Origin of the sequence: Pseudomonas sp. CM27, assembly GCF_013179515.1 — a bacterium.
Taxonomy (GTDB): domain Bacteria; phylum Pseudomonadota; class Gammaproteobacteria; order Pseudomonadales; family Pseudomonadaceae; genus Aquipseudomonas.
In genome coordinates, this window is the sequence record NZ_JABMCN010000024.1 from 1 (window position 1) to 15,553 (window position 15,553).

General features: G+C 63.2%; 13 protein-coding genes. 6 read left to right on the forward strand and 7 right to left on the reverse strand.

Going from position 1 to position 15,553, the window contains the following annotated elements:
* The 5 genes from HP547_RS05085 to HP547_RS05105 form a co-directional block, all read left to right on the forward strand.
* Positions 1 to 1,752 (forward strand): efflux RND transporter permease subunit (locus HP547_RS05085; RefSeq protein WP_172285658.1); only part of this gene is annotated, 1,752 nt, incomplete at its 5' end.
* Entirely contained in the window at positions 1,749 to 3,203 is a 1,455-nt protein-coding gene (locus HP547_RS05090) for an AdeC/AdeK/OprM family multidrug efflux complex outer membrane factor (RefSeq protein WP_172226626.1), read from the forward strand. The genes HP547_RS05085 and HP547_RS05090, both read left to right, overlap by 4 nt.
* A gap of 408 nt (positions 3,204 to 3,611) precedes the next feature.
* Entirely contained in the window at positions 3,612 to 4,817 is a 1,206-nt protein-coding gene (locus HP547_RS05095) for an OprD family porin (protein ID WP_372242860.1), read from the forward strand.
* 146 nt (positions 4,818 to 4,963) lie between these two features.
* Positions 4,964 to 5,887, forward strand: a complete 924-nt coding sequence (locus tag HP547_RS05100) for a LysR family transcriptional regulator (RefSeq protein WP_172285660.1) — start codon at positions 4,964 to 4,966, stop codon at positions 5,885 to 5,887.
* A gap of 75 nt (positions 5,888 to 5,962) precedes the next feature.
* Entirely contained in the window at positions 5,963 to 6,475 is a 513-nt protein-coding gene (locus HP547_RS05105; RefSeq protein ID WP_172285661.1) for a DUF962 domain-containing protein, read from the forward strand.
* A 188-nt stretch (positions 6,476 to 6,663) separates the two neighbouring features.
* Here HP547_RS05105 and pcaC read toward each other — a convergent pair whose 3' ends face one another.
* The 7 genes from pcaC to pcaR all read right to left on the reverse strand — a co-directional run bounded on the left by pcaC (position 6,664) and on the right by pcaR (position 14,751).
* The gene (gene pcaC, locus HP547_RS05110) at positions 6,664 to 7,056 is read right to left on the reverse strand and encodes a 4-carboxymuconolactone decarboxylase (protein ID WP_172232362.1); all 393 of its coding nucleotides are present in this window, start codon (positions 7,054 to 7,056) and stop codon (positions 6,664 to 6,666) included.
* Positions 7,057 to 7,066: 10 nt separating this feature from the next.
* Entirely contained in the window at positions 7,067 to 7,858 is a 792-nt protein-coding gene (gene pcaD / locus HP547_RS05115; protein ID WP_172232359.1) for a 3-oxoadipate enol-lactonase, read from the reverse strand.
* A gap of 11 nt (positions 7,859 to 7,869) precedes the next feature.
* Positions 7,870 to 9,222, reverse strand: coding sequence for a 3-carboxy-cis,cis-muconate cycloisomerase (locus HP547_RS05120; RefSeq protein WP_172285662.1), 1,353 nt, complete (start codon positions 9,220 to 9,222; stop codon positions 7,870 to 7,872).
* A gap of 9 nt (positions 9,223 to 9,231) precedes the next feature.
* On the reverse strand, positions 9,232 to 10,521 hold the full coding sequence (locus HP547_RS05125) for an MFS family transporter (protein WP_172227507.1): 1,290 nt from the start codon (positions 10,519 to 10,521) through the stop codon (positions 9,232 to 9,234).
* A 200-nt stretch (positions 10,522 to 10,721) separates the two neighbouring features.
* Entirely contained in the window at positions 10,722 to 11,927 is a 1,206-nt protein-coding gene (gene pcaF, locus HP547_RS05130) for a 3-oxoadipyl-CoA thiolase (protein ID WP_172227513.1), read from the reverse strand.
* A gap of 282 nt (positions 11,928 to 12,209) precedes the next feature.
* The gene (locus tag HP547_RS05135; protein WP_172227505.1) at positions 12,210 to 13,556 is read right to left on the reverse strand and encodes an MFS transporter; all 1,347 of its coding nucleotides are present in this window, start codon (positions 13,554 to 13,556) and stop codon (positions 12,210 to 12,212) included.
* Between the two features lie 319 nt (positions 13,557 to 13,875).
* Positions 13,876 to 14,751: a pca regulon transcriptional regulator PcaR gene (pcaR, locus tag HP547_RS05140; RefSeq protein ID WP_372242859.1), complete on the reverse strand. Its 876-nt coding sequence runs from the start codon at positions 14,749 to 14,751 to the stop codon at positions 13,876 to 13,878.
* Positions 14,752 to 15,184: 433 nt separating this feature from the next.
* Here pcaR and HP547_RS05145 point away from each other — a divergent pair, with 433 nt between their 5' ends.
* Positions 15,185 to 15,385 carry a hypothetical protein gene (locus HP547_RS05145; protein ID WP_172227509.1) on the forward strand — a complete coding sequence of 67 codons (201 nt, stop codon included), beginning with the start codon at positions 15,185 to 15,187 and terminating at the stop codon, positions 15,383 to 15,385.
* The last annotated feature ends 168 nt before the right edge of the window (positions 15,386 to 15,553 follow it).

Below are 15,553 nucleotides of genomic sequence, written 5' to 3' on the forward strand. Positions count from 1 at the left end.
CGGCAGTTCTCCATCACCATCGTCTCGGCCATGGGCCTGTCGGTGCTGGTTGCGCTTATCTTCACCCCCGCGCTGTGCGCCACCATGCTGACGCCGCTGAAAAAGGGCGAGCACCATGTGGCCAAAGGCGGGTTCTTTGGCTGGTTCAACCGCAACTTCGACCGCAGCGTTACCGGCTACGAGCGCAGCGTGGGCACCATCCTGCGCAACAAGGTGCCGTTCCTGCTGGCCTATGCACTGATCGTTGTAGGCATGATCTGGCTGTTCGCCCGCATCCCTACCGCGTTCCTGCCGGAAGAAGACCAGGGTGTACTGTTCGCACAGGTCCAGACCCCGGCCGGTTCCAGTGCCGAGCGCACCCAGGTGGTGGTCGACCAGATGCGTGAGTACCTGTTGAAGGACGAGGCCGATACCGTGTCGTCGGTGTTCACCGTCAACGGCTTCAACTTCGCCGGCCGTGGCCAGAGCTCGGGCATGGCGTTCATCATGCTCAAGCCGTGGGGCGAGCGTTCGGCCGAGAACAGCGTGTTCAACCTGTCGACCCGCGCCCAGCAACACTTCTTCGGCTTCCGCGATGCCATGGTGTTCGCTTTCGCCCCGCCGGCAGTACTCGAACTGGGTAACGCCACCGGCTTTGACGTGTTCCTGCAGGACCGCGCCGGCGTCGGCCATGCCAAGCTGATGGAAGCCCGCAACCAGTTCCTGGCCAAGGCTGCGCAGAGCAAGGTCCTGATGGCGGTGCGCCCCAACGGCCTGAACGATGAGCCGCAATACCAGCTGACCATCGACGACGAACGTGCCAGCGCCTTGGGCGTGACCATCGCCGACATCAACAACACTCTGTCGATCGCGCTCGGTGCCAGCTACGTCAACGACTTCATCGACCGTGGCCGGGTCAAGAAGGTGTACATCCAGGGCGAACCGAATGCGCGGATGAGCCCGGAAGACCTGCAGAAGTGGTACGTGCGCAACGGCAAGGGCGAAATGGTGCCGTTCTCCTCGTTCGCCAAGGGCGAGTGGACCTACGGCTCGCCGAAGCTGTCGCGCTACAACGGCGTCGAGGCGGTCGAAGTGCTGGGTGCTCCGGCTCCGGGCTACAGTACGGGTGAAGCCATGGCCGAGGTAGAACGCATCGTCGGCGAACTGCCAACCGGCATCGGCTACTCCTGGACTGGTATGTCCTACGAGGAAAAACTCTCCGGTTCGCAGATGCCGGCGCTGTTCGCCCTGTCGATCCTGTTCGTGTTCCTCTGCCTGGCAGCGCTGTACGAAAGCTGGTCGATCCCGATCGCGGTCGTGCTGGTGGTGCCGTTGGGTATCATCGGTGCGCTGATCGCCACCAGCCTGCGCGGGCTGTCCAACGACGTGTACTTCCTGGTCGGCCTGTTGACCACCATCGGCCTGGCGGCGAAAAACGCCATTCTGATCGTCGAGTTCGCCAAGGAGCTGCACGAGCAAGGTCGCAGCCTGTATGACGCCACCATCGAGGCGTGCCGCATGCGTCTGCGCCCGATCATCATGACCTCGCTGGCGTTCATCCTCGGCGTGGTACCGTTGACTATCGCCAGTGGCGCCGGTGCCGGCAGCCAGCATGCCATCGGTACGGGCGTGATCGGCGGCATGATCAGTGCGACGGTGTTGGCAATCTTCTGGGTACCGCTATTCTTCGTCGCTGTGTCGTCGCTGTTCGGCAGCAAAAAGCCGGAAAAAGACGCCACCCCTGAAACTCCACGTTATGAGGCTGGGCAATGACCAAGTCTTTGTTGTCCCTGGCGGTAACCGCTTTCATTCTCGGCGGCTGCTCGCTGATCCCTGACTATCAGACCCCGGAATCGCCGGCGGCTGCGCAGTGGCCGCAAGGCCCTGCGTACTCGCCGACGCAGTCGGCGGACGTCGCCGCTGCCGAACAGGGCTGGCGGCAGTTCTTCCACGACCCGGCACTGCAGCAGCTGATCCAGACCTCGCTGGTGAACAACCGCGACCTGCGCGTCGCGGCCTTGAACATCGACGCCTACCGCGCGCAGTACCGTATCCAGCGTGCCGACTTGTTCCCGGCGGTTTCGGCCACCGGCAGCGGCAGCCGCCAGCGCGTGCCGGGGAACATGTCGCAAACCGGTGAATCGGGCATCACCAGCCAGTACTCGGCCACCTTGGGCGTCAGCGCCTATGAGCTGGACCTGTTCGGCCGGGTGCGCAGCCTGTCCGAGCAAGCCCTGGAAACCTACCTGTCCAGTGAGCAGGCCCGTCGCTCCACGCAGATTGCCTTGGTGGCCAGCGTGGCCAACGCCTACTACACCTGGCAGGCCGACCAGGCGCTGTTCAAGCTGACCGAAGAAACGCTGAAGACTTACCAGGAAAGCTACAACCTGACCCGTCGCAGCAACGAAGTGGGCGTAGCGTCGGCGCTGGACCTCAGCCAGGCACGCACCGCCGTCGAAGGCGCCCGGGTCAAGTACTCGCAGTACCAGCGCCTTGTCGCCCAGGACGTCAACAGCCTGACCGTGCTGCTGGGTACCGGCATTCCTGCCAACCTGGCCAAGCCGCTGGAGCTCAACGCCGACCAGCTGGCCAAGGTCCCGGCCGGCCTGCCGTCGGATATTCTCCAGCGTCGCCCGGACATCCAGGAAGCCGAGCACCTGCTGAAGGCTGCCAACGCCAACATCGGCGCCGCCCGCGCAGCGTTCTTCCCGAGCATCAGCCTGACGGCCAACGCCGGCAGCCTGAGCCCGGACATGGGTCACCTGTTCAGCGGTGGTCAAGGCACCTGGCTGTTCCAGCCGCAGATCAACCTGCCGATCTTCAACGCCGGCAGCCTGAAGGCCAGTCTGGAATACTCGAAGATCCAGAAGGACATCAACGTCGCCAAGTACGAAAAAACCATCCAGACCGCCTTCCAGGAAGTCTCCGATGGCCTGGCGGCGCGCAAGACCTTCGAAGAGCAGCTGCAGGCCCAGCGCGATCTGGTGCAAGCCAACCAGGACTACTACCGTCTGGCCGAACGCCGCTACCGCATCGGGATCGACAGCAACCTGACTTTCCTCGATGCCCAGCGCAACCTGTTCAGCGCCCAGCAGGCCCTGATCGGCGACCGCCTTTCGCAGCTGACCAGCGAGGTCAACCTGTACAAGGCGTTGGGCGGTGGCTGGTATGAGCAGACCGGGCAGGCCAACCAGCAGGCATCGGTGGAAGTACCGAAGAGCTGATAGGCCTTGGTTTAGCAGAAAGCCCACCCTTGATGGTGGGCTTTTTGTTTTGTGTTACCTGCACCGGCCCTATCGCCGGCAAGCCAGCTCCCACAAGGACCACGTAGAACCTGATGAATGTGGGGGCCCTGTGGGAGCTGGCTTGCCGGCGATAGGGCCAGTACAGACAAACTATTAACCACCTGGAACATTCCGTTCGATTATCGCCCTCTACCGTTTGCGGCGAATTGCCTCACCCCCGCCCTACCCCGCACCATCCCCTCACGCAACGTTGCCCAGGTTCATCAATAAAGCCCCGCCCCTGCAGGCCGCATCCTGCAGCGCACCGGCTCACCCATAAAAACAAGAGATCCACGACAGATGAGCATTTCGCAACCCGCACGCCAGCTGCTGCCCGGCCTGTTGGCCATGTCCTGCGCGTTCCCGCTGTGCGCCGCCGAAGGCGGTTTCATGGAGGATGCCAAGGCCACTCTCAACCTGCGCAACTTCTACATCAACCGTAACTTCGTCGACCCGGCCAACGCCCAAGGCAAGGCCGAGGAATGGACCCAGAGCTTCATCCTCGACGCCCGCTCCGGCTTCACCCAGGGTACTGTCGGTTTCGGCGTGGACGTTCTGGGCCTGTATTCGGTCAAGCTCGATGGCGGCAGAGGCACCACCAACACTCACCTGCTGCCGGTGCATGACGATGGGCGGCCGGCCGACGACTTCGGCCGCCTGGGCGTGGCGCTAAAAGCCAAGCTCTCGGAAACCGAGCTGAAAGTGGGCGAATGGATGCCGGTACTGCCGATCCTGCGCTCGGACGATGGCCGTTCGCTGCCGCAGACCTTCCGCGGCGGCCAGCTGACCTCGAAGGAAATCGCCGGCCTGACCCTGTACGCCGGCCAGTTCCGCGGCAACAGCCCGCGCAACGACGCGAGCATGGAGGACATGTCGCTAAACGGCCGGGCGGCGTTCACCTCCGACCGCTTCAACTTCGGGGGCGGCGAGTACACCTTCAATGACAAACGCACCATGGTCGGCCTGTGGAATGCCCAGCTCAAGGACATCTACCGCCAGCAGTACCTCAACCTGGTACACAGCCAGCCCCTGGGTGACTGGACCCTGGGCGCCAACCTGGGCTACTTCATCGGCAAGGAAGACGGCGCCGAACGCGCCGGCAAGCTGGACAACCGCACCGCCTCGGCGATGCTCTCGGCACGCTACCAGGGCCACACGTTCTATGTCGGCCTGCAGAAGGTCAGCGGCGACGACGCCTGGATGCGGGTCAACGGCACCAGCGGCGGCACCCTGGCCAACGACAGCTACAACTCCAGCTTCGACAACGCCAAGGAGCGTTCCTGGCAAGTACGCCATGACTTCAACTTTGCCACCGTCGGCGTGCCGGGCCTGACCTTGATGAACCGCTACATCAAGGGTGACAACGTTACCGCCGGCGCTGTGGACGATGGCAAGGAATGGGCGCGGGAGACCGAGCTGGCCTATGTGGTGCAGTCGGGCAGCTTCAAGGACCTGTCGGTGAAGTGGCGCAACTCCACCATGCGCCGGGACTTCAGCACCAATGCGTTCGATGAGAACCGCCTGATTGTGAGCTACCCGCTGAATCTGCTTTGAAGCTGATGGCCTTTGGCGGGCTTGCCCGCGAAAGGCCAATCGCCCAATAAATAACCAATGGATATAACCAAATCAATAAACCGTCTTTGACGGAATATAAAGTAATCGCTTGAATAGGCCCCTGATCCCCGCCCCAGAGCCGTGACATGGACCTCCGCCAGCTGCGCTACTTCATCGCCCTCACCGACTACCGCAGTTTCGTCCGTGCCGCCGAGGCCATGGGCATCACCCAACCGGCCTTCAGCCGCGCCATCCAGAACCTTGAACACAGCTTCGGCTGCCCGCTGGTCGACCGCGCCAGCAAAGCCCTGCCGCCCACGCCCGAAGGCCTGGTGGTACTGCAGCATGCCCGTCGCCTGGTACAAGGCGCGGCGCAACTGAGCAACGACGTGCTGCAAATGACCAAGCTCGACGCCGGCGAACTGCACTTCGGCAGCGGCCCGGCGCTGGCCGTGCGCCTGGTGCCCGAGGCTTTGCACCTCTTCATCGAGCGCCACCCGGGCATCCGCACCGCGCTGCTGGTGGACAATGCAGAACGCCTTGGCCAGGCCCTGCGCCGTGAACAGATCGAGTTTTTCGTCGACGATATCCGCCTCTTCGAAGCCGACCCCAACTTCCACACCGAGCCGCTGTCACCCCGCCCGGGCCTGTTCTTCTGCCGCCCGGGGCACCCGTTGCTGAGCAAGGACAGCCTGTCGACCAACGACCTTTTTCGCTACCCGCTGGCCAGCGCCCTGCTCGCCCCGGGGGTTCGCAAGCGCCTGGCCAACCTGAGCGGGCGCAGCGACTTCGCCCCGCACTTGCAGACCGAACACCTGGCCATCCTGCGCAGTGTGGTGCAAGCAAGCGACGCCATTGGCACGGCCAGCGAGGAAGCGGTCGCCGAAGACCTCGCCAGCGGTAAGCTGGTGCGCCTGCACTGGCGCAACCTGCCACCGGCGCTGGAGGTGCTGAGCGTGCGCTGTGGGGTGGTCAGCCGCAGCGGCTACCGGCTGTCGCCGGCGGCACGGGCAATGATCGAGACCCTGGTGGGGCTGGATGCGCCAATGCAGGCTGCCGCCATTCGCTGAGCTGATGATGGTGGTGGCTGCGGGCTATCCTGATCACTATTCAGGCAACGCAAAGCCGAAGCGGGAGGCACAGCCATGAAAACCCTCGTCGACCACCTGAGCCAATACGCCAGTTACCACCGCGACCCACGCAACATCGCCACCCATTTCATCGGCATCCCGATGATCGTGCTGGCGGTCACCATCCTGCTATCGCGCCCAGGCTGGGCGGTTGGCGGCATGTGGCTATCCCCTGCGTTGCTGGCAGCTGCAGCGTCGGTGTGGTTCTACCTGCGCCTGGACCTGCGTTTCGGCTTGGTGATGGGCTTGTTGCTGGGCTTGTGCCTGTGGCTCGGCCAGGTGCTGGCCGTGCAGGCGACGGCGCTGTGGCTAAGCGCCGGGGTGGGGGCGTTCGTGGTGGGCTGGATCATCCAGTTCGTCGGCCATTACTACGAAGGCCGCAAACCGGCCTTTGTCGACGATGTCAGCGGCTTGATCATCGGGCCGCTGTTCGTGGTCGCCGAAGCGGCGTTCATGCTGGGCTTGTGCCCGACCCTGAAACAGGCCGTGGAAAGCAGCGCAGGGCCGGTGGGCGTGCGCTCTCTGTAAATGCATACGCGGTCACTGTGGGAACAACTGTCTTGCGCAAAATTTAAAAAGCGTGCGTGATCCCTGTGGGAGCGGGTTCATCGAGGCGTCGAACCGCCGCGAAGAGGCCGGACCTGCGGGCCACTATCCTTGGGCATTCACCGTTGTCGCCTCCACCGCATTCGCGGGTGAACCCGCTCCCACACCGATCAGCTACGTGACTCTACGCCCAGCTCATCCCATACCGACTCGGCCATGTGGAAGGTGGCATTGGCCGCCGGAATGCCGCAGTAGATCGCGCTCTGCATCAGCACTTCCTTGATCTCGTCGCGGGTGACGCCGTTGTTGGCCGCCGCGCGCAGGTGCAGCTTCAGCTCATCGTTGCGGTTCATGCCGATCAGCATGGCGATGGTGATCAGGCTGCGGGTATGCCGTGGCAGGCCCGGGCGGGTCCAGATATCACCCCAGGCGTGGCGGGTGATCATTTCCTGGAACTCGCCGTTGAAGTCGTTGAGCTTTTCCAGGCTGCGGTCGACGTGGGCATCGCCCAGCACCGCACGGCGCACTTGCATGCCCGCTTCGTAACGTTGTTTCTCGTCCATGGCGGTGCCCTCAGTGAGCCAGCAGGAAGTCAAGGACGCGGCGGCTGAACGCCTCGCCGATCTCGACGTTGGACAAGTGCGCTGCCGGGAAGTCGACATACTCCGCACCGTTGATACCGGCCTGCATGAAGCGGCCATGCTCGGGGGTGGTAACCACGTCTTCGGTGCCGGCAACGATCAGCGCCGGCACCTGGATGCGGCCCAGTTGCTCGCGGTAATCGGCATCGCGCACTGCCGCGCAGTTGCCGGCGTAGCCTTGCGGGCTGGTTTGCGCCAGCATCTGGCAGATGCGCTGGGCCTGCTCGGGCTGGGCCTGGGCAAAGCCCGGGGTGAACCAGCGGGCGATCGAGGCATCGCGCAGCTCGACCATGGCCTGCTGGCCGCCCTTGAGCACGGTGTCGATACGGGTATTCCACACCTCGTCATTGCCGATTTTGGCGGCGGTGTTGCACAGGGTCAGGCTGTGCAGGCGCTCGCCAGCATTGATCCCCAGCCACTGGCCGATCAGGCCGCCCATCGACAGGCCGACAAAGTGCGCCTTGGCGATGTCCAGGCCATCGAGCAAGGCCAGCACGTCGCGGCCCAGCTGTTCGATGCTGTAGGCCCCTTCTGTGACCAGCGAGGCGCCATGACCACGGGTGTCGTAGCGCAGCACCCGGAAGTGCTGGCTCCACAGCGGAATTTGGGTGTCCCACATACCCAGGTCAGTGCCGAGCGAGTTGGACAGGACCAGCACCGGGGCGTTCTCCGGGCCATCAATCTGGTAGTTCAAAACGCCATCGGCCAGTTGCAAGTGCGCCACAGCGGTCTCCTTCAGGCAATAAAACGTTGATGTTCGGATACGGCGCGCGCCACCCAGACGCGGGCCTGGCCCAGGTAATGGGCGGGGTCGAGCAAGCGATCGAGTTCTTCAGCGGACAGCTCGGCACTGACCTGCGGCTCGTCACCCAGTACGGCACGCAGGTGGCGCTGCTCGGCGACCGCGCGCTGGCAGCACTGCTCCAGCAGGTGATGGGCGCGGTCGCGGCCCAGGCGCTGGGCGAGGACAATGCTTACCGCTTCAGCCAGTACCAGGCCCTGTGTCAGGTCGAGATTACGGCGCATGCGCGCGGCATCCACTTCCATGCCCTCGGCAATCAACTGGGCCTGGCGCAGGGCACCAGACACCAGGCAACAGATCTCCGGCAGGGTTTCCCATTCGGCATGCCACAGGCCAAGGCTGCGCTCGTGCTCCTGAGGCATGGCGCTGAACAGCGTCGAGACCAGGCCGGGTACGCGGGTGGCGGCACCGATCAACACCGCGGCACCGACCGGGTTGCGCTTGTGCGGCATGGTCGAGGAGCCGCCCTTGCCGGGCGCGGAAGGCTCGAACATCTCCCCCGCTTCGGTTTGCATCAGCAGGCTGACATCGCGGCCGAACTTGCCCAGGCTGCCGGCCACCAGGCCAAGCACCGAGGCAAACTCCACCAGGCGGTCGCGCTGGGTGTGCCAGGGCTGCTCGGGCAAGCTGAGCTTGAGCTGCTCGGCCAGCGCCTCGGCCACCGGCATCGCCTTGCTGCCCAACGCCGCCAGGCTGCCCGAGGCACCGCCAAACTGCAGCACCAGCAGGCGCGGGCGCAGCTCCTGCAAACGCTGGCGGTGGCGGGTCACGGCGCCCAGCACACCGGCCAGTTTCATCCCCAGGGTCACCGGGGTGGCGTGTTGCAGCCAGGTGCGCCCTACCATCGGCGTATCGGCATGCTTCAGGGCCTGTTGCGACAAGGTCTCGGCCAGTCTGCCAAGGTCGCTTTCGATCAGCTCCAGGGCATCGCGCAACTGCAGGACCAGGCCGGTGTCCATCGCGTCCTGGCTGGTGGCCCCCAGGTGCACATAGCGCTCGGCCTCGGGTACGCCGCTGGCGATCACCTTGCCCAATGCTTTCACCAGCGGGATTGCCGAATTGCCCGCAGTGGCAATGGCATTGGCCAGCGCGCCAACGTCATAACGCTCGGCGTGGCACGCCGCTTCGATGGCCGCCACCGCGCTGTGCGGGACCAGCCCGGCAGCGGCTTCGGCTCGGGCCAGCGCCGCTTCGAAATCGAGCATGCCCTGCAGGCGGCCGCGGTCGGAAAACACCTCGCGCATGGCAGGCGCCGTGAAGTAGGCGTCGAACAGTTGGTTGCTCATGCAACTTCCTTAATCATCATGGTGCAGGTACGCCGCCTGCTTGGGCAGGCGCAGGCTGAACAGGAACGCGATCGCCATCATCGCCGTCACGTACCAGTAGAAGGTGTTTTCCATACCCAGGGTCTTCAGGCCCAGGGCCACGTATTCGGCTGAACCGCCAAATATCGCGTTGGCAACCGCGTAAGCCAGGCCGACGCCCAGCGCACGCACCTGCGGCGGGAACATCTCGGCCTTCACCAGGCCGCTGATCGAGGTGTAGAAACTGACGATACACAACGCCAGGGTGACCAGCACGAAGGCCATGAACGGGCTGCTTACAGTCTTCAGCGCCATCAGCAACGGCACCGTGAACAGCGTACCCAGCGCACCGAACAGCAGCATAGAGTTACGTCGGCCGATACGGTCGGAGAGCATACCGAAGAACGGCTGCATGACCATGTACAGGAACAACGCACCGGTCATCACGAAACTGGCGCTCTTCGCCGACATGCCCGCGGTATTCACCAGGTACTTCTGCATGTAGGTGGTGAAGGTGTAGAAGATCAGCGAGCCGCCGGCGGTATAGCCCAGCACGGTGATGAAGGCTGCCGTGTGGTGACGGAACAGGCCCTTGATAGACCCTGCGTCCTTGTCCTGGCGGGTTTCGGCGCTGCTGGTCTCGTGCAGCGAGCGGCGCAGCATCAGTGAGATCAGCGCGGCGATGGCACCGACCACGAACGGAATACGCCAGCCCCAGGCGCGCAGTTCGTCTTCGGTCAGCAGCTGTTGCAGGATCACCACCACCAGCACCGCCAGCAACTGGCCGCCGATCAGGGTGACGTACTGGAAAGAGGCAAAGAAGCCACGTTGCCCGCGCAGGGCGACCTCGCTCATGTAGGTGGCCGTGGTGCCGTACTCACCGCCCACTGACAGGCCCTGGATCAGGCGGGCCAGCAACAGCAGCGCCGGGGCCCAGGCACCGATGCTGGCATAGGTGGGCAGGCAGGCGATCATCAGCGAGCCGAAGCACATCATCAGCACCGAGATCATCAGGGAATTCTTGCGACCATGGCGGTCAGCCAGGCGACCGAAGATCCAGCCACCGATGGGGCGCATCAGGAAGCCGGCCGCAAACACACCTGCCGTGTTCAACAGCTGCACGGTGGGGTCGTCGGAGGGGAAGAACGCCGGGGCGAAGTAGATCGCGCAGAAGGCATAGACGTAGAAGTCGAACCATTCCACCAGGTTGCCTGAAGAGGCACCGACGATAGCGAAGATGCGCTTGCTGCGTTCTTCGCCGGTGTAATAGGTTGAGGTCATGACGGTTTTACTCCAGGAGGGTTCCAGATAAGTCTAGACATACCTGGTAACACACTCGTTCCGCTATCGGGCTGGCAATTGGCCTTGAGTCGAATGTACCGGCCCCTTCGCGGGTAAACCCGCCGCCACAGGTCAACATTGTGCAGTGGGCAACGCTTTTCCTGTGGGAGCGGGTTTACCCGCGAAGAGGCCGGTACAGTTCAAACCCGTTCGATGGCCAGCGCCAAACCTTGGCCGACGCCCACACACATGGTCGCCAGGCCCTTGCGCCCACCGCTCTTTTCCAGCTGGTGAAGCGCCGTCAGTACCAGGCGCGCACCGCTCATGCCCAGCGGGTGGCCCAGGGCGATGGCGCCGCCGTTGGGGTTCACCTGCGGCGCATCGTCGGCCACACCCAGCTCACGCAGCACCGCCAAGCCCTGGCTGGCGAAGGCTTCGTTGAGCTCGATCACATCGAAATCACTCACTGCCACGCCCAGGCGCTCGGTCAGCTTGCGTACCGCCGGCACGGGGCCGATGCCCATCACCCGCGGTGCGACACCGCCACTGGCCATGCCCAGCACTCGGGCTCGTGGGGTCAGGCCATGTTTCTTCACCGCGTCGGCCGAAGCCAGGATCATTGCCGCCGCACCGTCGTTCACGCCCGAGGCGTTGCCGGCGGTGACGGTCTTGTCCGGGCCGTTGACCGGCTTGAGCCTGGTCAGGGCCTCAAGCGTGGTTTCGGGACGCAGGTGCTCGTCGCGCTCGACGATGGTTTCGCCCTTCTTGTGCACGATCCGCACTGGGACGATTTCTTCGGCAAAGAAGCCAGCGGCCTGGGCGGCGGCGGCCTTCTGCTGGCTGCGCAGGGCGAAAGCGTCCTGGTCAGCACGCGAAACCTGGTAATCATCGGCCACGTTGTCGGCGGTTTCCGGCATGGAGTCCACACCGTACTGGCTTTTCATCAGCGGGTTGATGAAGCGCCAGCCGATGGTGGTGTCTTCGAGTTTCATGTTGCGCGAGTAGCCGCTTTCGGCCTTGCCCATGACGAACGGAGCCCGCGACATCGATTCGACGCCGCCGGCAATCACCAGCTCCATTTCGCCGCTGGCGATGGCACGGAAGGCAGTGCCGATGGCATCCATGCCCGACGCGCACAGGCGGTTCAGGGTAACGCCCGGGATGCTCTCTGGCAGGCCGGCCAGCAGCAGCGCCATGCGTGCCACGTTGCGGTTGTCTTCACCGGCCTGGTTGGCGCAGCCGAAGAACACTTCGTCAACCTGGTCCCACTGTACGCCAGGGTTGCGCTCGATCAGCGCCTTCAGCGGCACCGCCGCCAGGTCGTCGGCGCGCACACCGGCCAAGGCGCCACCGAAGCGGCCGATGGGGGTACGGATGGCATCACAGATGAATACATCGTGCATCAGGCTTCTCCTGCCAGTCGGCCGTGGGCCGAGGCGGTATGGGTTAGGGGGTGTCTGCAGAGTGTCGGCCAAGCCGGGCATTTGCGGACATCTGGAGGCTCCTGGTCAGGGTGCTTCGATGCGCTCAGATTAAGGAGGGTGGCGGGTAGCTTACAATCCGATAATCGACTATTTGGGCGGTTATCGAACAATTTGTTGTCCTGCTATTTATTTCCATTTGGAGCTGCTGCGCAACCCATCGCGACGCAAGGCCGCGCCGACAGGGGCCGGAGCGGCCTCAAAGCTTCAGGTTGCGTCAGCGTGGCTCACCAGCCCCTTCACGATCACACCTACCGCAGCAAGCCCGGCGGGTACCAGCAGCGCCGTCAGCACCTGTTCGAAATTCCAGCCCAAGCCCAACAGCGTCGCGCCACTCCAGGCCCCGAGAATTGCACCAAAGCGGCCGATGCCGAGCATCCACGATACACCCGTGGCACGGCCCTGGGTCGGGTAGAAGCGTGCCGCCAGCGAAGGCATCGCCGACTGCGCACCGTTCACGCACATCCCGGCAATCAGCACCAAGGTCGCCAATAGCGTGATGTTGCCCAGGCTTTGCCCAACGGCGTAGGCAAATACACCCGCAAGCAGGTAGAAAATGCCGATCACTTTGTGCGGATTGAAGCGGTCCATGGCCCAGCCCACGCCGACGGCACTGAGGACACCACCAAACTGGAACAACGCACCGATGAACGCGGCCTGCTCCATGCTTGCGCCGCTGTCGCGCATCAAGGTTGGTAGCCAGCTGGTCAGCAGGTAGACGATCACCAGGCCCATGAAATAGGTCAGCCACAGCAATACGGTCCCCAGGCCGTAGGTACCGGAGAAGATCACCGCAAACACGTTGCGCGCGGCCACGGCCTTCTGTTCCGGCACGCTGAAGCTGCCGGCCTCGGCCACCACCTGCGGTGCGATTGGCGCCAGGGTCTTGCGTATCTTGTCTGTGCCTCGGTTGCGTACCACCAGAAAGCGCGCCGACTCTGGCAGCCAGACCATCAGCACCAGCGCCAGCAGCAACGGCAGTACCCCGCCGATGACCAGCAGGCTGTGCCAGCCGTAGGCGGGGATCATCTTGGCCGATATGAAGCCACCACCGGCCATGCCCAGGTTGAAGCCGCAGAACATGCTGGTCACCAGCAGCGACTTGAGGCGTTCAGGGGTGTATTCAGACAGCAGCGTGGTGGCATTGGGCATGCCGGCGCCAAGGCCCAGGCCAGTCAGAAAACGCAGCACCAGCAGTTGATCGACGTTGCTGGCATAGGCCGAGGCCAGGCTGAAACCGCCGAACACCAGTACCGCGCCCACCAGCACGCCCTTGCGGCCAAAACGGTCGGCCAGCGGCCCGGAACCCAAGGCACCGAACACCATGCCGATCAATGCGGCGCTCATGACCGGGCCGAGGCTGGCCCGGTCGATCCCCCACTCCTGCGACAGGGCCGGGGCGATGAAGCCCATGGCGGCGGTGTCCAGGCCATCGAGAAAGACGATCAGGAAGCACAGCAACACGACCCGCCACTGGTAGCGGGACAAAGGCTGCTGATTGATAAACGACTGGACGTCGAGGCTTTTGCCGACGTTGCTTTGCGCGTGGTTCATTGTTGTTATCCAGAATGAAGGGCACAGCCAGGCCACTGCACGCGGGTAGCCGGCACAGAAAGCGATGAATAGGTAATGTGGCCTGCGTCAGCCTGGATACAACGGTACTGCATGCGGGTGCGGCCGCAGCAGCGAGGGGACAGTATTCATGGTATGTGCCTCTATGTTTTTCTTGTTCGGTCGGCACAGCCGACCGTTGCGAGAGACATTAATCAGCGGGCGCGCTGGACGCAATTCACCCGGAACGACACTGTGCGTTTATCGCACAGGAAAGGGTTTTACCTGTTCGGACCCAGGGCCGCTTTGCAGCGCGTCGGCCTCAGCCGAACAACTGATGGCAAAGGTCCCGGCTGGCCGCCAGCAGAATTGGCAAGAAGCGCTGCTCCAGCTCACTGCGCGTCACCCGTCCCACATGGGTACTTACATTCAGGGCCGCCAACACCTGCCCGGAAGCGTCATAGATCGGCACCGCAATCGAGCGCAGGCCCTGCTCCAGTTCCTGGTCCACCACGCACCAGCCCTGTGCACGCACCTGCTGAACGCAGGCGAACAGCGACTCCGGGTCATGCAGGGTACGGCTGGTGCGCGCCTTCAGGTCGGCACGCTCCAGGTACTCACGCAGGCTGGTGTCGTCCATGGCCGCCAACAGGATGCGCCCCATCGACGTGCAATAAGCCGGCAAGCGCCCGCCCACCGACAGGTCGACCGAAATCAGCCGCTCCACCGTGGCCGAACGGGCTATATAAAGAATGTCGTCGCCTTCCAGCGTGGCCATGTTGGCCGCTTCATGCAGCTGGTCGCTGATGCGGTCCAGATAAGGCTGGGCAGAGATGGCCAGTGGTGTGGACGAAAGGTAGGCATGCCCAAGGGTCAGCACTTTGGGCAGTAGCGAATACGTGCGCCCGTCGGAGGTGGCATAACCCAACTTGATCAACGTGTGCAGGCACCGACGCACTGCCGCGCGAGGGATCTCGGTACGGTGGCTGATCTGGGCGATGGTCAGGTGGCGCTTGCGCTCCTGGAAAGCCTGGATCACCGCGAGGCCACGTGCCAGCGAGGTCATGAAATCCGGGTCGCCGGTAAAGGCCTGGATACGCTTGGCCGGGGACGCCACGATTGGCGGCGCCATGGCAGCCGAAGCAGGCCGTTCCGCCTCCGGGTGGCCCGAATCGCTGCCCAAGGTTTCGTCACTCATCGCACACCTCAAAAAAAACGCCGGTTCGTGCGATTATCGAACAAACGGCCGATAATCGCAATTGACCGCTGACACTTTTGCTTATACCTTTCTCGTGCCACTTGTGGCTTCTTTGGAGAGACTGGTCAGGTACCCACCGTAGAAGTCCCCAGGCAACGGCCTCGCCTTTCGGCGAGGCCGTTTTTCGTTAAGGCCGCACCCGCCCATAGCGACGAACTTTTGCCGCTCTTGCGTTTCAAACATCTACGCAAGCTTCCTGGTTAACGGACACTGTTGATTAATTGCGTCTGATGATGTCAGGGCGGAGTAAATAACGATGTTCGCCGAATTATCGGTTGCTATAATCGAATGTGCCGGCCACAACGCTGGCGTTGCCTATGCACGTTGCACGATGCATAACTACAGTGATCAACACTTCATTCAGGTACTACATGTGACGAAAGATGAACTGCGCGCGGAACTCGAGCGCCAGGCTGAACGTTACAAGGATGTTTACGGTGGTGAAGTCACCACTTACGCCGCACAACCGGAACCGGAACGCAAACCCTGGCGCAAGCGTGCCAGCGTGCGCGACCAGGCGTTCAGCCAGGAACTGGAACGTATGGAAAAGGAACAGCGCAGCGACGCTCCCTGACCCCGGAGCCACGCCAGCGCGTCGTCGCCCGGCCAGCCCGGGCGCGGTCGATTTTTACTGCCAGGCCTCACATGAAATGGAATTTCACAAATTTCATACAACTGTTTGAATAATGGCCAGTCGGATTTTTCCTTGCTTTAATACCTTTTTTCGCTATTTTTCGCGTTT